At 40.8% G+C, this 20,236-nt stretch carries 22 protein-coding genes; 8 read left to right on the top strand and 14 right to left on the bottom strand.

Features of this window, described 5'->3' with window-relative positions; translation table 11 throughout:
* Positions 1 to 6: 6 nt before the first annotated feature.
* Entirely contained in the window at positions 7 to 825 is an 819-nt protein-coding gene (locus ON073_RS16420; RefSeq protein WP_274762975.1) for a CZB domain-containing protein, read from the bottom strand.
* 116 nt (positions 826 to 941) lie between these two features.
* Here ON073_RS16420 and ON073_RS16415 point away from each other — a divergent pair, with 116 nt between their 5' ends.
* On the top strand, positions 942 to 2,096 hold the full coding sequence (locus ON073_RS16415) for a hypothetical protein (RefSeq protein WP_274762974.1): 1,155 nt from the start codon (positions 942 to 944) through the stop codon (positions 2,094 to 2,096).
* Here the strand turns inward: ON073_RS16415 and ON073_RS16410 are convergent.
* The 13 genes from ON073_RS16410 to lptM form a co-directional block, all read right to left on the bottom strand.
* Positions 2,089 to 3,162, bottom strand: a complete 1,074-nt coding sequence (locus ON073_RS16410) for an ABC transporter substrate-binding protein (protein ID WP_274762973.1) — start codon at positions 3,160 to 3,162, stop codon at positions 2,089 to 2,091. The genes ON073_RS16415 and ON073_RS16410 overlap by 8 nt on opposite strands.
* A gap of 64 nt (positions 3,163 to 3,226) precedes the next feature.
* A complete protein-coding gene (locus tag ON073_RS16405) occupies positions 3,227 to 4,654 on the bottom strand; it encodes a GNAT family N-acetyltransferase (protein ID WP_274762972.1) in 1,428 nt (475 codons plus the stop codon).
* A complete protein-coding gene (locus tag ON073_RS16400; RefSeq protein ID WP_274762971.1) occupies positions 4,555 to 5,205 on the bottom strand; it encodes a tRNA(Met) cytidine acetyltransferase TmcA domain-containing protein in 651 nt (216 codons plus the stop codon). Before ON073_RS16400 ends, ON073_RS16405 begins: the two co-directional genes overlap by 100 nt.
* Before the next feature lie 48 nt (positions 5,206 to 5,253).
* The gene (uvrD, locus tag ON073_RS16395; protein ID WP_274762970.1) at positions 5,254 to 7,425 is read right to left on the bottom strand and encodes a DNA helicase II; all 2,172 of its coding nucleotides are present in this window, start codon (positions 7,423 to 7,425) and stop codon (positions 5,254 to 5,256) included.
* A gap of 89 nt (positions 7,426 to 7,514) precedes the next feature.
* Positions 7,515 to 7,850 carry a hypothetical protein gene (locus ON073_RS16390; RefSeq protein WP_274762969.1) on the bottom strand — a complete coding sequence of 112 codons (336 nt, stop codon included), beginning with the start codon at positions 7,848 to 7,850 and terminating at the stop codon, positions 7,515 to 7,517.
* A gap of 56 nt (positions 7,851 to 7,906) precedes the next feature.
* Entirely contained in the window at positions 7,907 to 8,140 is a 234-nt protein-coding gene (locus tag ON073_RS16385) for a hypothetical protein (RefSeq protein ID WP_274762968.1), read from the bottom strand.
* A 13-nt stretch (positions 8,141 to 8,153) separates the two neighbouring features.
* Positions 8,154 to 8,465, bottom strand: coding sequence for a hypothetical protein (locus tag ON073_RS16380; RefSeq protein ID WP_274762967.1), 312 nt, complete (start codon positions 8,463 to 8,465; stop codon positions 8,154 to 8,156).
* Between the two features lie 135 nt (positions 8,466 to 8,600).
* Positions 8,601 to 9,299 (bottom strand): HAD-IA family hydrolase, encoded by a 699-nt coding sequence (locus ON073_RS16375; protein ID WP_274762966.1) that lies wholly within the window; start codon positions 9,297 to 9,299, stop codon positions 8,601 to 8,603.
* Between the two features lies 1 nt (position 9,300).
* On the bottom strand, positions 9,301 to 10,218 hold the full coding sequence (xerC, locus tag ON073_RS16370; protein ID WP_274762965.1) for a tyrosine recombinase XerC: 918 nt from the start codon (positions 10,216 to 10,218) through the stop codon (positions 9,301 to 9,303).
* Positions 10,215 to 10,826, bottom strand: coding sequence for a DUF484 family protein (locus ON073_RS16365; RefSeq protein WP_274762964.1), 612 nt, complete (start codon positions 10,824 to 10,826; stop codon positions 10,215 to 10,217). Before ON073_RS16365 ends, xerC begins: the two co-directional genes overlap by 4 nt.
* The gene (dapF, locus tag ON073_RS16360; RefSeq protein ID WP_274762963.1) at positions 10,823 to 11,653 is read right to left on the bottom strand and encodes a diaminopimelate epimerase; all 831 of its coding nucleotides are present in this window, start codon (positions 11,651 to 11,653) and stop codon (positions 10,823 to 10,825) included. Before dapF ends, ON073_RS16365 begins: the two co-directional genes overlap by 4 nt.
* Before the next feature lie 21 nt (positions 11,654 to 11,674).
* Positions 11,675 to 12,922: a diaminopimelate decarboxylase gene (lysA, locus tag ON073_RS16355; protein WP_274762962.1), complete on the bottom strand. Its 1,248-nt coding sequence runs from the start codon at positions 12,920 to 12,922 to the stop codon at positions 11,675 to 11,677.
* The gene (gene lptM, locus ON073_RS16350; protein ID WP_274762961.1) at positions 12,923 to 13,090 is read right to left on the bottom strand and encodes an LPS translocon maturation chaperone LptM; all 168 of its coding nucleotides are present in this window, start codon (positions 13,088 to 13,090) and stop codon (positions 12,923 to 12,925) included. It abuts the gene before it with no gap.
* A 151-nt stretch (positions 13,091 to 13,241) separates the two neighbouring features.
* Between lptM and cyaY the strand changes: the two genes are divergently transcribed.
* The 7 genes from cyaY to add all read left to right on the top strand — a co-directional run bounded on the left by cyaY (position 13,242) and on the right by add (position 20,149).
* The gene (gene cyaY, locus ON073_RS16345) at positions 13,242 to 13,562 is read left to right on the top strand and encodes an iron donor protein CyaY (protein ID WP_274762960.1); all 321 of its coding nucleotides are present in this window, start codon (positions 13,242 to 13,244) and stop codon (positions 13,560 to 13,562) included.
* Positions 13,563 to 14,219 carry an alpha/beta hydrolase gene (locus ON073_RS16340; RefSeq protein ID WP_274762959.1) on the top strand — a complete coding sequence of 219 codons (657 nt, stop codon included), beginning with the start codon at positions 13,563 to 13,565 and terminating at the stop codon, positions 14,217 to 14,219.
* Positions 14,220 to 14,228: 9 nt separating this feature from the next.
* Positions 14,229 to 15,113, top strand: a complete 885-nt coding sequence (locus ON073_RS16335; RefSeq protein WP_274762958.1) for a DUF2914 domain-containing protein — start codon at positions 14,229 to 14,231, stop codon at positions 15,111 to 15,113.
* A gap of 19 nt (positions 15,114 to 15,132) precedes the next feature.
* A complete protein-coding gene (hemC, locus tag ON073_RS16330; RefSeq protein WP_274762957.1) occupies positions 15,133 to 16,068 on the top strand; it encodes a hydroxymethylbilane synthase in 936 nt (311 codons plus the stop codon).
* 12 nt (positions 16,069 to 16,080) lie between these two features.
* Complete coding sequence (locus ON073_RS16325; protein WP_274762956.1) at positions 16,081 to 17,895, top strand: uroporphyrinogen-III C-methyltransferase; 1,815 nt, start codon at positions 16,081 to 16,083, stop codon at positions 17,893 to 17,895.
* Entirely contained in the window at positions 17,892 to 19,004 is a 1,113-nt protein-coding gene (locus tag ON073_RS16320; protein WP_274762955.1) for a heme biosynthesis HemY N-terminal domain-containing protein, read from the top strand. Before ON073_RS16325 ends, ON073_RS16320 begins: the two co-directional genes overlap by 4 nt.
* A 149-nt stretch (positions 19,005 to 19,153) precedes the next feature.
* Entirely contained in the window at positions 19,154 to 20,149 is a 996-nt protein-coding gene (gene add, locus ON073_RS16315) for an adenosine deaminase (RefSeq protein WP_274762954.1), read from the top strand.
* The last annotated feature ends 87 nt before the right edge of the window (positions 20,150 to 20,236 follow it).

Raw genomic sequence — 20,236 nt, 5'->3', positions numbered from 1 at the left:
CTGAATCTAAGCTATTTCTGCTTGTTCTTGCGGCGAAAAGATGACCTTTGGATCGATAATGATACTGTGTTTATTATCCATATTAATTAGGCCTTTCATCATATGCCTAGTTTGCGGGTCAATATCAAAACCTACCGAAGTTAATTGCTCTAGAGGCTTAATATCATCTTTATTTACCGTTAAAGAATCTTCGACTTTATCTACTAATAGCCCTATATGCGGTGTTTTACCGTCTTTGGTGGTGAAGATAATGATTGGTTTATAATCTAGTGTGATTTGTTCTCTAGCTGTTTGGAATAAGCGTACTAATACAGTAAAAATCTTACGTTTTTTCTCGTGGAATAAAGCTAACGCTTCGCCTGATGGATCTGATTTTTGAATAGTTAATAATTCATCCGCCATAGCGTGTAGTTCACGATGAGGTTTATCAAACTTCTTTAGGATTACTCTAAGCTCATCGTTGTCTGTTTTAAAATTGTTGTACCATGCACCAAAAGCGCATTTGTCTGGGTCTTTGGCTTTTTCAAAAGGTACGCCATTGGAAAGACTATTTTCTAATGCGTCTAACCAATCTTGATGGTCTTTCTCTCTTGCAATAAGTAAATCAGAAAGCGCTTGGTTTGCAACGTGTGTTGATTGGTTATTTAACACAATGCCCAAATCGAAAATAGGCGTAGGAGTACCAAGGTAGTCTTTTACACCAATAAAGCTTTTATTCTCATTCGGAAGCTCTGTTAAATTATTTTCGTAGCGTTCTGTTAATAAAATATCGAGTATTTTTAAAGCGATTGTCTTAGAGCCAACTTTAAAATTGATAAAGTCCATATACGTTTCTTTCCAAACATTCACATTTCTTAAATAGAGCATAGTTGAGCTTGTCAAAAATGCACGTATGATAAGTAGCTAACTTCCCGATTATTATATTAAAAGACAGTATTGTAATGAAAAATAAATCAAAGCTACTTGTAACCAGTCTAGCATTGTTTTTAAGTGCAAATACATATGCAACTTCAATATCGCTAAGTGTAGAAGAGCAAAGGCTAACTGAACAGCACAAGTACGATGCAACGTTGGTAAACGCAAAAGGCTTATCAGATTTTGCAGAGCAGTGGTTGCTTGTAAAAGAGTACACCGAAGCAAAGCAACTTTTACACACTGAAGGCACGCGTTTGTGGTCAGAGATAAAATCACAAGTGAAAAGTCACAGCCGCTTTGATGATAGACCTTTATATTGGCAGCGTTTAGCTATTAAAGCCCACATTAAGAAACAACCTTTAAAATTCTCAGAGGCAGAATTAGCAAGCTTACTCGAGGTGTTTGAAAATGTGTCGCGAGGCTATGCTGATATTGATTATCGCTATAACACAGCGAAGCAAATTTTTATTACTGGGTTTGATCCGTTCTTATTAGATAAGAATATTGGGCAAAGCAATCCATCTGGCTTAGCAGCACTTAGTTTAGATGGCAAAGTGATTGAATTAAATGGTGTTAAGGCTGAGATTAATGCTGTTATTGTGCCTGTTCGCTATGAAGATTTCGATAACGGCGAAATTGAATCGCTTTTAGCGCCGATATATTTAGGTGGAAATGTTGATTTGGTATCAACTGTGTCAATGGGAAGAGAGCATTTTGACCTTGAGCGCTTTCCTGGTAAGCGTAGGAGTGTTACAGCACCTGACAACTTAAATGTGCTTTCGGGTGGAACAAAAGAAGCACCTATTATTTCAAAGTTGGCTGGCGAAACACTCTCAGGTGATGAGTTTGTCGAATTTAGTTTACCTGTGACTGCAATGCAAAAAGCGAAAGGTAAGTATCAAGTAATCGATAATTTGAAAGTGGTTACTTTGGAAAAAGGTGAATTACAGCCTAAATTACTCGCTGAATTAGATGGGCAGACAGCGGTTTCTGGTGGAGGCGGTGGTTACCTTTCGAATGAGATTTCTTATCGTAGTATCCGACTTCAAAACCAACTTGGCACTAAAGTACCGACTGGTCATATTCATACTCCACGAATCAAAGAGTTTGATAATGAGACCAATAAAGCGATCGTTAACCAAATAGAAGAAATGCTAAAGCAAGCGATTGCGGCTATTTAGAGTAAGTAAAATGATTTAAGAAAACTGTGTTGCCTTTAACCTTTTCGGATAATTCAACATAGTTTCTTTTTGCTTTGAAAACTGTGTTGCCTTTAACCTTTTCGGATAATTCAACATAGTTTCTTTTTGCTTTATCAAGCTTCTCTTTGGCTTTTTTTAGTTCTAATAAAAGACAATCGTTGGTGAGCTTGTTACATCCTTTAGCAGCATTATAAAACAAGTATGCGTTTGCATAGCCTTCGAGGTGGACTCTGCTTGGGTTCTTCACTCCGGCCTTTTCCATCAAGCTTAAAAAGCGCTTGCACCATTCTTCCGAGCAGCCATTTGCTGTTGGCATTACTTCAGTTACTAAAATGCGACTAGGTTGCTTAATACGTGAAAATAACTCTTCACTTGATACAAAAGATACTGATGTAAATTGTGGATTGTAATTTTGCCGAGCTGCTAAGTTAATAAAATGCGCTAACGGTTTATAAGTACCTACAAGGCAAATTGCTTCAGCACCGCTGCCTTTAAGGCGCTTTAACGCTTCTTCAATATCTTGAGTATTTCGTTTAAATCGGGCAATTTCTACTGGCTTTAACGCATAAGGCTGCATCGCTTTTTCTAAGCCATTTTGTACTGATAGACCAAATTCATCTGCTTGAATTAAAAATGCAATTTTTTTGAATCCCATTTGCTTTACTAGATAGTCAATTTGAACCTTTGCCTCGTCGTTATAGCTTGCACGTAAATTAAAAATATGAGCTTTATGACGTAATAGATCGGCACCTGTAAAGGGAGTGAGATAGGGAATATTGTGAGTATCAATGATTGGTTGAATTGCGTTTGAGGTTGGCGTACCAACATAGGAAAAAAGCGCATCTACTTTAGCTGTATTTATAAAGTAGCGGGTATTGATCACTGTTAAATGCGGTTCATATTGATCGTCACGAGATAAAAGCTCAATTAAACGCCCATTAACCCCACCAGATGTGTTTACTTCATCAAAAAAAACGCGGGCTCCTTGTTCTAACTGCACGCCTAATTGAGCTGATGGCCCGCTGAATGCTGCGGACATTCCCAACTTAATTGAAGGCTGCTGTGTTGCTAAGGCAATGAGTGGAAGACAGCAGATTACTATGATCAGTCTAAATATTAATATAGTGGCTACACCATTCTTGAGCGGCTTGTTTAAGCGCTAAATTAAGTTGCTTTTTCCCAGTTAATGCAAGAGCTTCAATCACGTCCGCTTCTGGCATATTTTGTAATACTAGCTTAATTATCAATTTTCTAGAAACATTTTCCAGTTGTGATAATAGCTTGGGGCATGTTTTAACTTGGTCAAACAATGCATAGCGAGCTTGATCAAAGTTAACTTCACCTTTACTAAAGCGTAATACCAAGTTTGTATTACAGTTTATCGGTTCTACTGGTGGTTGTCTGTTCGACAATAGGGTAAGTACTAGCTCACTTTGTAAATGTGAGAATGAGCGAGATAACTCAAAAATGAACTGTTGTTGAAAATGTTGATTTAACGAGTTTAGATGCGCTTCAAACTTTGTTGCTTTAATCACTAAACAAGAGTGCTCACCACTGGCTTTATCACGCTTAGCCCCCAGTTTGATAATTGTATAGTTTTGCCTAAGCCAAAAATTGCAAAGCTTACTTTCTGCACCAAAGCTTGCACCGATAAAATCTACTTCACCACATAGTAAAGACTCAATTGCAATGAGTAACTGGGTGCCAATGCTTTCGCCTTGGCAAAAAGGGTTAACGGCAATGCGAATAATACGGGCATAACGTTTTGCTAACAGGTGTTTATCACCAAGCAGTGTGGCAGTGGATTGTGCCAGTAAGTTGCCCTGAGGTCTACGCAAGCCGGATATAATATCACTAGCTAAAGGGTCATCTATTTCGCCTTCTAAGGCTATTAGTGCAGCAGCTAAAATAGTGCCATTTTGTTCAGCAACAAATAATTTTAGATTATTGCCATCGAGCATATGCCTTAAATCGTTCGCGCTAGTTTGATAATGCGCCATCACTAAAACAGCAAATACTTGCTTTAATAAAGATTCATTATTTGCTAATTGTGGTTGTGTAATTTCGCAAAAATTAATTTTTTGTTTGTGATCAGGTGATGGCTCAGCAAAGTCGGCATTCAGAACAAGTACTTGATAAATTGTCTGTTCTAAAGGATCGTTTGAGTTGTAGCGAATTGGGGCTGCTAACTCTTTCAGTTGGCAGTTACTGCGAGCTTTTTTCAGGTAAGGAATAAAGCGTAAGTTAAACCCTCTACCAGTGCCTTCATAACCATGAAGAGTTGTTGCAAAGCCAAGCTTTATCGGTAAATCGAGTGCTTTTTTTAATAAGCTTACAGGCAAGGTTGCCGCTTCATCAATTAATACCAAATCGTAGTTTGTTGCTTGGTTTAGCAATGTATCAGGTGCAATAAAATCCAGCTTCACGTCATCATTAGTTAGTTGCTCGAAATGTTTATATACAGTGGCAACAGTCTGCTTATGATGGGCACAAATTGCCACGCGCTTACCTTGCGAAACATAATTTGCGGCAAGCATGCCGAGTGTTGCAGATTTTCCCCTGCCTCTATCGGCGGTTTAGTTAAAAATTTGCTTAAGTCAGCAACGAGATTTTGCTGCTCTTGATACTGAGTACTCTCGGTTGCAGCGTACATTGGGATTGTTGGCCGCGCATGGTGCTCTGAAACAATCAAAGCCTGCTCGTTGTTTTTTAGTTGCGAAATTAACCGAGTTTGAAAAAGTGAAATAGGCTGATGTGGTTTATTAGCACTTTGAAAACGAGCAAACACGGGATCAGCTTGCTTAGTGTAACTTTCAAAATTTGGCATTAGCAGTACCAGTAGGCCGCCTGCTTTTACCGTACCAGCTACGGTTGCTAGCTTATCTGGCATCAGCCCTGAATTTACGTCAAACACCACAGTGCTGTACTCTTGCCCTAATAACTGGTGATTATGCTCAGGCCAAAAATTTACTGAGGGGTGATTACTCAGGGTTAATAAATCGGGGTAAACCGTTTTTAAGCTATCAACTTGTTGCCAACACCAATGCTCACTCCCTGACAAAACCAATAGCTGACGATGCTTACTCATTAGCAGCGACTGGTGTAATTGGTTAAGCCAGGTGTTAATCAGCATAATTTACATCGCTTGTAATTTTGCATACATGGTCACTAACCACTTAGTACCATGATCATCAAAGTTAACTTGAATACGCGCCTGTGGGCCCGTGCCTTCATAGTTTAGCACTGTACCTTCACCAAACTTGCCGTGCATTACACGCTGGCCGAGTTTAAAGCCAGTATCGTTAAAGGTTTCTAAACTGATGGTATTGCTAAAACGCCCTGTGGTTTTAGGTTTGGTGATTTGTGTTTTAATACGAATTTCATCCAAGCAATCTTCAGGTAATTCGCGAATAAAACGTGACGGGCTGTGAAACTTTTCTTGCCCGTATAAACGGCGGCTTTCTGCATGGCAAATATAAAGCTTTTGCATGGCGCGTGTCATACCTACATAACACAGGCGACGTTCTTCTTCTAAACGGCCGGTTTCTTCTTGGCTTTGTTGTGATGGGAACATGCCTTCTTCAACACCTGCCATAAATACCAGAGGGAACTCTAAGCCTTTGGCAGAGTGCAGTGTCATCATTTGCACAGCATCTTCATGTTCGTCTGCTTGCCCCTCACCTGATTCAAGCGCGGTATATGCTAAAAAGCCATCAAGCGGTGAGCTAAATTCTTCTTCATCTGGCAGTTCGTATTGGCTAGTAGCGTTAATTAACTCCTCTAAGTTTTCTACGCGTGCTTGGCCTTTTTCGCCTTTTTCTGCCATATACATTGCCATTAGGCCTGAAGTTTGAATGGCGTATTTGGTTTGTTTATCTAATGATTTATCGAGAATATTGTCTTCAATTTGATCGATCAGTTCAATAAATGAATTAACCGCATTGGCAGCGCGTCCCGCTAGATGCTTTTCTGCAAGTAAGGTTTTTGCTGCATACCAAAGTGGTAATGATTCGCTACGTGCACAGTCACGAATTAGGCTTAATGTGCGATCACCAATGCCGCGCGTTGGGGTATTAATAATACGCTCAAATGCCGCGTCATCATTGCGGTTATTTACAATGCGTAAGTAGCATAATGCGTCTTTGATTTCTTGACGTTCGAAGAAGCGCATACCTCCATAAATACGGTAAGGAATTCGTGGTGACTGAATATTTAATTCTGATTCCAGTACACGTGATTGGGCGTTGTTGCGGTATAAAATGGCGCAGTCTTGCAGTGCATTCCCTTGTTCAAACCAAGCCTTAATTTTACTTACAATAAAACGGGCTTCGTCTAGCTCGTTATAAGCGGCGTAAACACCAATTTGTTCACCTTGATTGCCGTCAGTCCACAGCTCTTTACCCATACGCTCGGAGTTATTGGCAATTAAATGGTTTGCCGCCTTTAGAATATTACCTGTTGAGCGATAATTTTGTTCTAAGCGAATAGTTTTTGCATCAAAATCACTAATAAACTGTTTAATATTCTCGATACGTGCGCCACGCCAACCATAAATACTTTGGTCATCATCACCCACAATCATGATCTTGTTGCTTTTACCTGCAATCAATTTTAACCACTGATATTGAATGGTGTTGGTATCTTGGAATTCGTCTACTAACATATGTGGAAAACGTTGCTGGTAGTGACGTAACAAGGTTGGTTGGTCGCGTAATAATTCAAAGCAACGCAATAAAATTTCGGCAAAATCCACTAAACCTGCACGATCACATGCTTCTTGGTAAGCGGTGTAAATACGCAGCATCATTTGCTCGTTAGGATCAAACGCTTGAATATGTTTAGGGCGTAAACCTTCGTCTTTTTTAGCGCCAATATACCAAGCGGCTTGTTTGGCTGGCCATTTCTTCTCGTCAATGTTCATGGCTTTCATCAAGCGACGGATCATCCTAACCTGATCGTCAGTATCGAGAATTTGAAATGATTCTGGCAGGTTTGCTTCTTTATGGTGGGCGCGCAGAATACGATGCGACAAGCCGTGGAAAGTACCAATCCACATGCCGCCAACAGACGCTTTAAGCGTTGCTTCAACACGGCTACGCATTTCTTTGGCTGCTTTGTTGGTAAAGGTTACCGCGAAAATGCTGTAAGGCGATGCATGCTCAACTTGCATCAACCAAGCAATTCGATGGACAAGTACGCGGGTTTTACCTGAACCTGCGCCAGCCAGCACCAGCATATTTTGTAGCGGGGCGGCAACGGCTTCGCGTTGATTGTCATTTAAACCATCTAATAATTCAGAAACGTCCATCGAAGTTAACTCTTTACCAAAATTGGCAAAAGTATAACAGGAGTTGATTTAATACCAAATAGAATACTGTTTTTATAAACAGGGGTTATTTATCTATTGATTTTTTCACTAGCCTTTACATTGTGAGTAGGTTGTTGAAGCTCTGCACTTTTTGTTTCTAAGTACGTTTTAACAAACGTTGCTCTTTCGTTTTCAGGTAACGTTGCAATGATATTCTCAATATGCGCTATTTTTTGTTTTTCTTGAAAGTGAGAGATAATTCTGTCACCGCTGATAAGGAAAAAGAGAATTAGCAGAGGGCCCATAACAGGAAATCCATTCCGTCCTTTTAACTTTCCATCTACATAAAGCTTCACCCCAGTTAACCAGTTATTAGTTACGCGAACGTGATGATCGTTTAAGTCGAATTCCCATTCTTTATACATAATGTTAGTCCTTTTTATTATCTAAGTCTTTAGTCGTTTGAGCAGGTTAACTTTCGTTATTCTTCGTTTGCTAAGTCACTATAAGGGTTTTCCGTCTTATAAAGTTGTTCAACACGCAGCTTTAGGTACTTTGAAGAAAACTTCACACGCTCTTCTTCTGGTAAACTAGCAATGATATTTTCAATATGTCGCATCTGCTGTTTTTCGCGATAAATTGAAATCAGGGTTTCACTGCCAAAGAGAAAGAAAAACAGCAGCCCAAAACCTACTAAGTACAGTAATGTATCCATTGACTAAATCCTTTTAGCTATTTAATTGATTAATATAACGCTTCGTACTTAGCGATACGCGTTCGTGGGAAGAGTAAACAAGCAAGCTTTCAGCATCTGTAGTTAATTTTACAGATACCTCAACAGTAAACAGCGCAAATGGAATAACCTCTAAGGTACCTAAATTTTCGAGTTCTGCTTTGATAAAAGCATGGGTGCCGAGCGCGATTGGAAGCCTATTTTTACCTTTAAGTTGTCCGTCAACGTATAACTTTAACCCTGTGAACCAATTGTTTGTAATACGGACTTCGTGTTGCGCTAATTGAAATTTCCATTCTGAGTACATAGTTACGTTTTCCTAATTGAACTACTTTGTTTGTTGGCTAATTTACTGAATTCTTAGAAAATGAATTAGGGAAAGTGATAAACGGCAATTAAACCTGCTGTAAGGAAAGAATCTAGACCTTACAGCAGATAGTGGTTAGATAAAGGCTTCTAAATCAAATATATCGGATATGTCTAAGTGGGCTAAACCTTTGTAGCGGTAGGGCACAAAAGCATTTTCTAGCCAAACGCTATAGCAGCCAGCATTGTTAGCACCTTGTACATCTGAATCAAGGCTATCACCCACATGCAAAATCTCGTTGAGATTTACACCTAATTGCTTGCAGGCCAAATCAAACATATCACTTGCTGGTTTGGCTTTGCCGTGAGGACCGGCTTGTAATACTAAATCGAAGCTATCTTTCAAGTTAAATTGGCTTACATCGACATTACCATTGGTAATGGCAATCACTTTGTATTTTTTACGAAGTGCTGCGAGTAAATCGATTACTTCAGATGCTACCTCAATATCGCTGCGTGCTTTAGCAAATGCGTTATAGGCTTGCTCTGCATGGAAAGCGGCATTTTCGACCTTGAGTGTTTCTAAACCCCAAAGTAACGCCTTTTGACGCCATAAAGTTACATCATTAATAATTTCAGGATGTTCTAGCGCATAGCCATTTCGGCAAGTGCGCCAAAAGTCGCCATTTTGTGCTGCCCATTCAGGGATTCCAGCAAGGTAATCTTGCTGTGCTTTTATGGCGTTTTTAATGATAGGACGGTTGTCATAAAGGGTATCGTCTAAATCAAAACTAATCACCTTTACGGCAGAAATCGCTCGGCTAAATCGTATCATATTACTTCTTTTTGGCCCTTGGGTGCGTATTGTCGTATACCTTTGCAAGGTGTTGAAAATCTAAGTGCGTATATACTTGGGTGGTTGATAAATTACTATGGCCAAGTAACTCCTGCACTGCACGTAAATCGCCGCTTGACTCTAAAATATGTGAAGCAAAGCTATGGCGTAATTTGTGTGGATGCACATTAGCGCTGAGCCCTTGTTCAATGCCCCATTTCTTCATACGCGCACGAATTTGTCGAATCGACAGGCGGCGTTTTTGTTTGCTAGTAAAGAGTGCCACTTCATCTGCATTTGCAAATTCTGCACGCACTTTTAGCCACTCTTTTACCGCGCTTATGGCTTTACGACCTACCGGAATGACACGCTCTTTACTACCTTTACCCGTTACGGTTAAAAGGCCGTTAAAGATCGCCTGTTTATCATTTAAATTAAGGCTAGCAAGCTCAGATAAACGCAGTCCCGATGAATACATCAGCTCCATCATGGCTTTATCGCGCACGGCTAAAGTATCTTCTGGCACAATTTCAAGCAGTTGATTTACTTGGTCAACATCGAGGTTTTTGGGCAGCGGCTTGGTGAACTTTGGCCCCTTAACAAGCTCAACAGGATTAGCTTTTGCTAAACCTTTGCGTATTAAAAATTTATAAAAACTGCGCAAACAAGAAAGATGCAAGTTAATGGTTCTGGCTGATAAATTGCGGCTTTTAAGTTTGGCGAGTAAGCCTTTAATATTTTCTACTTCAATCGCCTGCCAGCTATTTACGAACTGCGAGAAATAGTGCGCTGAGGTAACTAAATGACGTTGATAGGCATCAAGGGTGGCATCTGAATAGTGCTTTTCGTTGCGCGCAAAGGTCAAAAATAAATCTAAGGTATGTTGCCAATCTTGGTTAAGTGGCTCTGAAGTTGTCATATCTGAGCAAGTTTTATTGTAAGCGCTTGAATAAATTCTAAAACAAACACACTGCTTTGTTCGGGGTGATAGTGTGCCTCATCTTTACTCGCAAAGGCTAAAATCGCTGCTGGTTTTGTTGTTTCACCCACTAAATAAACTGCAGCAGAGCCCACCGATTTTTTAAATAATAGCATTTGCTCATCTTGGCTTAGGCGCCCTAAAAAGCTTGCTTGTTGACTAAAGCGCTGCTCAAGTAAAGTTTGGTGAATGTCTGGATTAAACAGAGTAAGCTGACAATCAAGTAAGTTAAAACCTTTGCAAAGTGTTTGCGAAAGTTTTTCTTGAAGCTCAGTAAGTGTATTTGTTTTTAGCAATAAGCGATGACATTGATTGAACACCTTAAAAATATGCTCATTATTCGAAGCATTTTCAATTAGGTGTGAAAGTTTACTTGTCAGTTCGCGGTTTTTATTTTGCAGCAAATTTTGCTGGCGACGCACTAAGCTGGTGGTACCATTTGGCTCGTTATAAATAGATAAACGCGAAAGTAGTTCAGGGTGCTTTTGCAAAAAGTCGCTGTTTTGTTCTAAAAAGTCGATTACTTGGCGTTCATCTAATTCATTCATAATGCAATTTGGCCATCAAATACATGCTCGGCAGGGCCAGACATTTTTACTGAGTGACCTTCACCTTGCCAGTTAATGGTTAACTCGCCGCCAGGCAATTCAACCTTTACTTCATTCGCAAGTTTCTTTTGCATAATACCAATTACTACCGCTGCGCACGCACCACTGCCACAGGCGAGTGTTTCGCCAGCGCCGCGTTCCCAGACACGTAATTTAATATGCTCAGGCGAGATAATTTGCATAAAGCCAATATTGGCCTTTTTAGGGAAGCGCTCATGGTTTTCAAGTAGCGGGCCTAACTCAGTTACTTGGTCTGAATTAATATCGTCAACTTCAAGCACACAATGCGGGTTACCCATAGAAACAACTCCGCAAAATATCGTGTGTTCACCCTCACGAATAATGTAGGTGGTCTCGCGCTTGGTTGCCTTAAATGGCACTTTAGCTGGGTCAAACTTAGGTTGTCCCATATTTACACGCACTTTTCCGTCTTTTTCGTTATGCAGTGTGATATTGCCAGCTTTGGTTGAAACCTGAATGCGATGACGGTTAGTTAGGCCTTTCATGCGAACAAAGCGGGCAAAGCAACGGGCGCCGTTTCCACATTGTTCTACTTCATGACCATCGGCATTAAAAATACGGTAGTGAAAATCAAGATCTGGGTCATACGGCGCTTCAACCATAAGTAATTGGTCAAAGCCAATACCGAAGTTGCGATCAGCTAACTTACGAATTTGGTCTTTTGAAATAAAAACATTTTGCGTGACATTATCAATAACCATAAAGTCATTGCCTAAGCCATGCATTTTAGAAAAATTTACTAGCATATATATTAACTATGGTTGTGCTTAAGGCAGTGTACACTCGTTTCGGTATAGGTCGTCAATAGTTTCGCGTTTGCGGATCACATGAACTTGTTCGTCATCGACCATAATTTCAGCCACGCGAGGACGCGAATTGTAGTTTGAGCTCATGGTAAAACCATAGGCGCCAGCGCTACGTACAGCAATTAAATCGCCAGCTGCTATGCATAAATCACGGTCTTTACCTAGAAAGTCACCGGTTTCACATACTGGGCCAACAATATCGTAGTTTTCGGTTTTACCCTGACGCGGTTTAACCGCAATAATATTTTGCCAAGCCTGATAAAGCGATGGGCGCAGTAAATCATTCATGCCTGCATCAACAATCGCAAAATGCTTACCTTGGTTTTGTTTTAAGTACTCAACATTGGTGACTAAAATACCAGCGTTAGCAGCAATCGCTCGGCCTGGTTCAAAAATAAGTTCAATTTGTGGTAGTTCAGCTAAACACTCGGTGATTTGACTTACGTATTGGCTTGGGTGCGGCGGCGCTTCTTGCGCATATGGCACACCTAAACCACCGCCAACATCTACATGGCTAAGTTTAATGCCATGAGTCGCGAGTTCTTTTACCAGCGCAATCACTTTTTTAAGTGCCGCAATAAATGGCTCAACTTCAGTAAGTTGTGAGCCAATATGAAAATCAATACCTTTGATATCTAGATTAGGTAAGCTCGCAGCTTTCTTGTAAACATCAACAGCAACTTTAATATCAATACCAAATTTGTTTTCTTTCAAACCCGTTGAAATATAAGGGTGGGTTTTTGCATCGATATCTGGGTTTACGCGAATAGAAATCGGCGCAGCTACATTTAACTGGCTTGCAACCTCTGAAATGCGTTCAAGCTCCGCTTCAGACTCTACATTAAAACACTTAATGTTATGCTCAAGTGCAAACGCAATTTCGTCATGTGTTTTAGCAACACCCGAAAACACCACTTTGCTGGTGTCGCCACCTGCTGCGATCACACGTGCTAATTCACCTTTTGACACGATATCAAACCCAGAACCTAAACGTGCTAATACGTTTAAAATAGCGAGATTTGAGTTAGCTTTAACGGCATAACAAACAAGATGGTTATGATGGCTTGCGGCATCACAAAACGCTTTGTAGTGGCGCTCTAGCGTTGCTCGTGAGTAAACATAGCAAGGTGTACCAAATTGTGCCGCAATATCAGCAACTTTCACTTGTTCAGCGTACAGCTCGTCATTTTTATAGTTAAAATAATCCATTTACTGCTGCTCCGTAGGCGTTTGTTCAACAGGTGTTTGTTGCTGTTGTTGATTTGTTTGTGCTGCATCTTCTTCAGCAAGATATAGCGGGCCTTTTTGGCCACAGCCAGCTAAAACAAGCAAAGTACCACTAATAAATGTTGAAACTAATTTCTTACGCTTAACCATATCGTCTGTTTATAAAACTTATTACTGACAAGTGAATGCCACGGTTGGTATTATTGAATAGAGATTATCAGAAAAAAGCGTAAAAACGCAGGATATTGACGTTTTTTCTTATGCTTTATTGGCATCAAAAAATCAAATTGGAAATTAACCTATGACAGACCAAGAATACCATCAGTTAATCGAAGACTTATTTATTAACTTAGAAGAACAAGTTGATGCGTGTGAGGTTGATTTAGACTATGAATCTGCATCGGGTATTTTAGAAATTATTTTTCCAGATGGTTCTAAGATTATTCTTAACAAACAAGCGCCTTTACACCAATTATGGGTGGCAACTAAGTTTAATGGTCACCATTTTGAGCGCCATGGCGATAAGTGGATTGATAACCGCAGCGGTGCCGAATTTTGGCAATTTATAAATGATGCGTCTAGCAAACAAGCGGGCACAAGTATCGTGTGGGAAGCTGAATAAATGAGCTTAGAAGCTGTTGTAATTGACCCGCAATCTAGCCACAAAGCAAGCGTTATTTGGCTGCATGGTTTAGGTGATTCGGGGGATGGGTTTGCGCCAATAGTACCGGAGATTAATTTACCAGTAGAGCTGGGGGTTAAATTTATCTTCCCTCATGCGCCTATTCAACCGGTCACCATAAATGGTGGTATGGCAATGCGCTCTTGGTACGACATCAAATCTCTTGATCTAGATAAACGCGCTGATGAACAAGGTGTGCAACAATCTGCTGCGGCAGTGCAGCAATTAATTGAAGCTGAAATTGCCAAGGGTATTGAACCAAGTAACATTATTTTGGCTGGCTTTTCACAAGGCGGCGTGGTGTCTTTGTATTTAGGGCCGCGTTTACCTTATCAGTTAGCGGGTATTATGGCGCTTTCTACTTATATGTGTGAGCCTGCTAAACTTAAGTCGGAAAAACAACAAGCTAACTTAAATGTGTTTATGGCTCATGGTAGTTTTGATGATGTTGTACCTATGGGTGCTGGTGAAAGTGCATACCAAACGTTATTGGATTTAGGTTATGACGCAAGTTGGCAAGTTTATCCAATGGCACACCAAGTGTGTTTAGAAGAAATTAAGGCAATTCGTACTTGGTTGATTTCGCGCTTAAACTAGGGAGATAGAGTGATTCAAAAAATAAAAATTACTGCGACACTGGCAAATAGTCAAAAAAAGCAAAATACAGTTAATCAAAAAATTGAATACCAATGGCATTGGTCGCGTGTTTTTGCTGCGCTTGTTCTCGTAGTAACCGTTTTGTTTTTGCTTACTCTTTATATTTTTCCAGCAGATGACCAAAAACAAAGCCCTAAAGCAGTGATTAAACAAGCTGCTGTGGTTAGTTCAAGTACGCTGAATTCGGCGGAAAAAACAGAAAAACCTAGAGTTCTAGAAACCGAAAAGGTTGATTCAAGCCAGTCTGTTGGCGTTGAAGCAACACAAGAAGCTGCGTCAGACACTCTAGCTGCTAAACCAAAAATTCAGCAAAGTCATCCTGATTTGACTGAAGCAACAGATGATGTGATTGAGCAGGTTGCGCCTATTGTTTCAGAATCTTCGGTTGTATCCGATGCACAAAATACCGAACCGTTAACCGCTGAAACTCCTGAACCTGAAGTTCTATCAGAGCCAGAGCAAACCGAGCCATTAGCCGATATTGCGCTTGGAGCAAAAATGGATACGCAAAGTGTATCGCGCGCGCTGTTATCTCGCGACATAGTTGCTCGTGAACCAGTTGATATTATTGGAGAGCGAATAGCCCGTGCGAGTTTTGCTAAAAAACTCTATTTTTTTACGGAAGTTAACGGCCTGAAAGGTAAATTAGTGCGCCATAAATGGTATTTTCAAGATCAATTACAAGCCGATGTTGAACTAACGGTTTATGCTGAGCGTTATCGCACTTATTCATCAAAAAATATCGCGGCACTGCAATTAGGTATGTGGCGTATAGAATTAGTCGCAGAGGGCAAAACCCTTGCGAGCAAGCAATTTATAATTACTGACCAGTAATCGTCAGTGTAGGAAAGTTATGTCACAAGATAAGTCTATTATTCGTATCGCAACTCGTAAAAGTGCGCTGGCACTTTGGCAAGCTGAATTTGTAAAAGCTGAACTTGAAAAACATCATGCTAATTTAACGGTAGAGCTTGTGCCTATGTCGACTCAGGGCGACAAAATTTTAGATACACCGCTAGCTAAAATTGGTGGTAAAGGCCTATTTGTGAAAGAGCTTGAAGTTGCCATGATGGAAGGGCGTGCAGATATTGCTGTGCATTCAATGAAAGACGTTCCTGTTGAATTTCCAGAAGGCTTAGAGCTACATACAATTTGTGAGCGTGAAGATCCGCGTGATGCATTTGTATCTAACAACTATAAATCACTAGCAGAGTTACCACAGGGCGCTATTGTTGGTACGTCGAGCTTACGTCGTCAGTGTCAGCTAAAAGCGGCGCGTCCAGATTTAGAAATTCGTGATTTACGTGGTAACGTGAATACCCGTTTAGCAAAGTTAGACGCTGGTGAATACGATGCGATTATTCTTGCTGCAGCAGGTTTAATTCGATTAGAAATGCCTGAGCGTATTGCTGATTTTATTGCGGCAGAAGATTCATTACCGGCAAATGGTCAAGGTGCTGTGGGCATTGAATGCCGTAGTGATGACGAAACAACAAAAGCTTTGTTAGCACCTTTAGAGCATACTGAAACGCGTTACCGCGTGCTAGCCGAGCGTGCAATGAACCGTAAATTGCAAGGTGGTTGCCAAGTTCCAATTGGTGCATTTGCAACGGTTGATGGCGACACGCTTACGTTACGTGGGCTTGTTGGTGCATTAGATGGCTCTGTAATTTTACAGCATACTCTTACTGGTGATGTTGCGAATGCAGAGCAAATTGGCGAGCAACTAGCTGAACATTTATTAGCGCAAGGTGCGGATAAAATTCTTGCTGAAGTTTACGCAAGCTAACAAGGAACGACAGTGACACATATTTTACTCACTCGGCCAGAGGAAAAAAGCCAGCAACTCGCCGAGCATCTGGCTGAAAAGTCGATAAAAAGCATCATTCAACCTTTATTGGCGCTTGAAGCTATCACCGTGAGTGAACAGCAACTTGGCATGCTAGATGATGCCGATATTGTGTTATTTGTGTCACAAGATGCCGCGCGTTTTTTACATGCACTGAAGCCTGAATTAGCAAAAAACAGTGTTTGCCTAGCGGTGGGTAAAAGTACTGCCGAAGTGGTAACGGAGTTATTTGAAAAACCGTGTGCCAGCCCAATTGTTGAAACAAGCGAAGGCTTACTGGCTATGCCTGAGCTTAACAATGTCGCGAGCAAGCGAATTGTGCTGGTAAAAGGAAAAGGCGGGCGCAATAAACTTGCAAAAGAGCTAAAAGAACGTGAAGCGATTTTTCAGCCGCTTGCTGTGTATCAACGCTTAACCAATCCCGAGCTTACAATAGAACTCGCGCAAACATGGCAACAGCGCGGAGTCGACTCGGTGGTATTAACCAGCAATGCAAGCATCGATAGCTTTCTTGCCGTCGCAACCAATAAATCTTGGTTAGAAACACTTACAGTATTTTTAGTGAGTGAGCGTTGTGTTGATTATTTCAACGAAAAAGCCCAAGCTAAACAAATTATTAATTGCCAAGGTGCTGATAACGAAAGCATTTTAAACGCAATATTAGAACAGCATAAACCTCAACAGAGTCACGCTATGGAACAAGAAAAAGATATTACCGCAAAGAGTACAATTAGCGATAAGCCTGCGAATAAGCCAAAACCAGCAACGGGTGCAGTGAAAGCGCCAACCGAAAAGCAATCTGGTACAGGTAAAGCAATTGCTGTTGTTGCGTTATTAGTATCACTTACTGCAGTTGGTGGCTTGGGATATGGCTATACGCTGTTTCAACAACAAAAAAACTTTCTTGTTCAGTTAAACAACGAGAAAAATAGTCTGTCGGAACAAATTGCAGCGGCAAATGCGCAAGCTATTTCGTTACAAGGACAAAATCAGCAATTACAAAATGCCCTTTCAGCACAGCTAGTACAGGCAGAAAGTGCTCTAACGCAGAAAATTGAGCAGCAATTACAGGTTGCCAACCAACAAGAGCCAGAACTTAACCGTGAAGAAGTAAAAAGCTTATATCGCATGGCGGAGTTTAAAGCGCTGGTACAAGCTGACTATTTAGGCGCAGCTGCGATGTTGGCAAGGCTTGATGTTTTACTTGAAAGCTTTCCAGGTACGCAGCCCGCACGTGAAGCTCTGCATCAAGATATTCAAGCGTTAAATGCTGTGCAAACTGTGGATGTTGAAAGTATTTATTTAAGGCTTTCGGGCTTAATTGCCAATTTAGATAAGTTGCCACTTAACATGGTTGTGTTGCCTGAAGAGGCAGATAAAGTTAAGCAACAAGCCCTTTCAGATAATGTGGATGATTGGCAAGCAAACCTAAAACGCAGTTGGGATTTGCTGGTGGATGACTTTATTAAAGTACGCAAACGCACCGCACCAATTGAGCCTCTATTAAGCCAAGAAGAGCAAGCCCTTATTCGTCATCAGCTGCGTTTTTATATGGTGCAAGCACAAACGGCTCTGGTTAAGCAGCAAGCGGTTATGTTTACTGCCGCGTTACAGCAAGCCGCTGAAGTTTTAAATAATTACTACGATGTGCAAGCATCTGAAGTGGTTTATTTGAATAGCCAATTATCAGCGCTTCAATCACAACCTTTAGCGTTTAACCCTGAATTTACCTTTAGCTCAGAAGCGGCGATTAAGGAGCTATTATGAGTAAGGCAATAATCAGCATTGTTATTGCGTTAATTGTTTTAGCGTTAGCGCCCATTGCTATTGGTGAGAAGGGCTATGTATTAATCGCTTTTAATGACTACACCATTGAAGGCACGATCACCGCATTTGTAATTGCGGCAATTTTGCTAGCTGCATTTGCCTTTGTGATTTACAAAGTGGTGCGTTATGTTTTATCACTTTATGGCATTACCCGTTTTAAATGGGCATTACGTGCTGATAAGCGAAAACAAACTAACTTAAAAACAGGCGTATGGCAGTTTATTAATCGCGACTTTGTTGGTGCACAAAAAAGTTTAGCAAAAGCACATGTACCAGCAGGTTGGGAAAATATCGCCCAAGCAATTTCAGCGCGTGCTGCACTGGAGGTGGGTAACAAAGCTGAAGCAAGGTTACACCTTGAGCAAGTATCAGAAGACGATACGCCTTATATTGCGCAAATGCTGGTGGAAAGCGAACAAGCTGAGCTTGCTAAAGAAAGCATGGAGCAAATCACTAAAAATAAAAAGGCTACAAATCTTGAGCTTGCCAATTTTGCCGAGTACTTAGTGGCACAGCAAGATTGGTCAACACTTAATGATCAGCTAAGCCGTTTTGAGAAAAAACATGCACTGAGTGACGAGCAGTGGCAACAGTTGTTCGAGCGTTATTTTGCTGCGTTAGACCTAAATGCACTAAACAGTGCGTACGGTAATTTGCCTAAAAAGCTCAAAGAAAAAGCTGAGTTTCATTACTTAATTAACCTTGCGTCATTTGCTCCTGAGCAAACCGACAAATGTTTATTAAAACTCGCTAAAGGTGATAAGTACCGCGAAATTTGGCAAGTGCTTAGCAAGTGCACTAATACCAAGCTTTCAGATTTACAAAAGTTTGTGCAAACGCGTCTTAAAAAATTACCTGAGGACGAAACCTTATTACTTACGCTGGCATACATTGCCAAAGCGCAAGGTGATTTTGAGCTTGCCTGTAAGGTATTTAATAAAGTTTTAAGCAAAGACAATGCAAACAAGCATTGGCGTATTGCAGCTGAGTGTTTTAGCCAAACAGGTCAGCTTGATAAAGCCGTATCGCTTTATCAAACCTATGCTTAACGAGGCTAAAAATTAACGTAATGATTAAAAAGCGCCGATGGGCGCTTTTTTTATATTTGCGCGAATAGGACCTATGTCCTAAGCAATCCTTGCTTTTATAGCTAAACTACGTAGAATCCACGCAATTTTAAATTTTTAAGGGTCAAGCCATGATCGATTCAACTCTTCCTCTTCTTGATTTACACCGTCACCTTGATGGAAATGTTCGTTCAGAAACCATTTTAGATCTTGGCCTAAAATTTAATATGGATTTGCCCGCAAGCGATGTTGAGTCGCTGCGCCCACATGTACAAGTAATTGAAAATGAGCCTGACTTACTTGGTTTTTTACAAAAGCTAGATTGGGGCGTAAAAGTGCTTGGCGATCTAGACGCATGTCGTCGCATTGCCTATGAAAATATGTTTGATGCTAAAGGTCAGGGGCTTGATTACGTTGAGCTGCGTTTTAGTCCATTTTATATGGCACAAACCCACAACCTGAATATTGCAGACGTAGTTGCTGCGGTAATTGACGGCGTAAAATCGGGTAGCCGCGAGACGGGCGTTCAAGCAAAGTTGATAGGTATTTTATCGCGTACCTTTGGTGTTGAAGCATGCCAAGCAGAACTTGATGGCTTACTGGCACACAAAAATGAGCTTATCGCACTCGATTTAGCGGGTGACGAGCTTGGTTTCCCAGGTAACTTATTTGAAGGCCATTTTAAACAAGCGCGCGATGCAGGCTTACAAATTACCACTCATGCAGGTGAAGCTGCAGGCAGCGAAAGCATTTGGCATGCAATTAAAGAACTTGGTGCAACACGTATTGGCCATGGCGTAAAAGCGATAGAAGATGTAGCACTGATGGATTACCTACGCGATCATCAAATTGGTGTGGAATCGTGCTTAACCAGCAATATTCAAACGAGCACCGTTGCATCAATGGCAACACACCCACTTAAGCAGTTTTTAGCACACGGTATTTTAGCCACCATTAATACCGATGACCCAAGCGTAAGTAACATTGAAATTCGCCACGAATTTGAGGTGGCAGCACCACAAGCAGGTTTAACACAAGCTGAAATCACAACAGCACAAAAGAATGCATTACAAATTGCGTTTTTAAGTGATAGTGAACGTAAAGAGTTAATGGGGAAATACGCGTAAAGCTATAGCGTCATTTTTCAAAATAACACTCGCCTCCCTGCATTCCTAAAAAGCCCATCCTTGGGTTTTATGTTACTTTTCTTTGCT

This window comes from Pseudoalteromonas sp. G4 (assembly GCF_028875915.1).
Lineage (GTDB): Bacteria > Pseudomonadota > Gammaproteobacteria > Enterobacterales > Alteromonadaceae > Pseudoalteromonas.
Note: the sequence above shows the minus strand (reverse complement) of the source record. Positions and strands in the feature narration are given on the sequence as shown.

Excerpts from the sequence above, each read along its gene's own strand:
- ON073_RS16420 (WP_274762975.1), bottom strand. The coding sequence starts at position 825 with ATGGACTTTATCAATTTTAAAGTTGGCTCTAAGACAATCGCTTTAAAA.
- ON073_RS16415 (WP_274762974.1), top strand. The coding sequence starts at position 942 with ATGAAAAATAAATCAAAGCTACTTGTAACCAGTCTAGCATTGTTTTTA.
- ON073_RS16405 (WP_274762972.1), bottom strand. The coding sequence starts at position 4,654 with ATGCTTGCCGCAAATTATGTTTCGCAAGGTAAGCGCGTGGCAATTTGT.
- ON073_RS16400 (WP_274762971.1), bottom strand. The coding sequence starts at position 5,205 with ATGAGTAAGCATCGTCAGCTATTGGTTTTGTCAGGGAGTGAGCATTGG.
- uvrD (WP_274762970.1), bottom strand. The coding sequence starts at position 7,425 with ATGGACGTTTCTGAATTATTAGATGGTTTAAATGACAATCAACGCGAA.
- ON073_RS16390 (WP_274762969.1), bottom strand. The coding sequence starts at position 7,850 with ATGTATAAAGAATGGGAATTCGACTTAAACGATCATCACGTTCGCGTA.
- ON073_RS16385 (WP_274762968.1), bottom strand. The coding sequence starts at position 8,140 with ATGGATACATTACTGTACTTAGTAGGTTTTGGGCTGCTGTTTTTCTTT.
- ON073_RS16380 (WP_274762967.1), bottom strand. The coding sequence starts at position 8,465 with ATGTACTCAGAATGGAAATTTCAATTAGCGCAACACGAAGTCCGTATT.
- ON073_RS16375 (WP_274762966.1), bottom strand. The coding sequence starts at position 9,299 with ATGATACGATTTAGCCGAGCGATTTCTGCCGTAAAGGTGATTAGTTTT.
- xerC (WP_274762965.1), bottom strand. The coding sequence starts at position 10,218 with ATGACAACTTCAGAGCCACTTAACCAAGATTGGCAACATACCTTAGAT.
- ON073_RS16365 (WP_274762964.1), bottom strand. The coding sequence starts at position 10,826 with ATGAATGAATTAGATGAACGCCAAGTAATCGACTTTTTAGAACAAAAC.
- dapF (WP_274762963.1), bottom strand. The coding sequence starts at position 11,653 with ATGCTAGTAAATTTTTCTAAAATGCATGGCTTAGGCAATGACTTTATG.
- lysA (WP_274762962.1), bottom strand. The coding sequence starts at position 12,922 with ATGGATTATTTTAACTATAAAAATGACGAGCTGTACGCTGAACAAGTG.
- lptM (WP_274762961.1), bottom strand. The coding sequence starts at position 13,090 with ATGGTTAAGCGTAAGAAATTAGTTTCAACATTTATTAGTGGTACTTTG.
- cyaY (WP_274762960.1), top strand. The coding sequence starts at position 13,242 with ATGACAGACCAAGAATACCATCAGTTAATCGAAGACTTATTTATTAAC.
- ON073_RS16340 (WP_274762959.1), top strand. The coding sequence starts at position 13,563 with ATGAGCTTAGAAGCTGTTGTAATTGACCCGCAATCTAGCCACAAAGCA.
- hemC (WP_274762957.1), top strand. The coding sequence starts at position 15,133 with ATGTCACAAGATAAGTCTATTATTCGTATCGCAACTCGTAAAAGTGCG.
- ON073_RS16320 (WP_274762955.1), top strand. The coding sequence starts at position 17,892 with ATGAGTAAGGCAATAATCAGCATTGTTATTGCGTTAATTGTTTTAGCG.
- add (WP_274762954.1), top strand. The coding sequence starts at position 19,154 with ATGATCGATTCAACTCTTCCTCTTCTTGATTTACACCGTCACCTTGAT.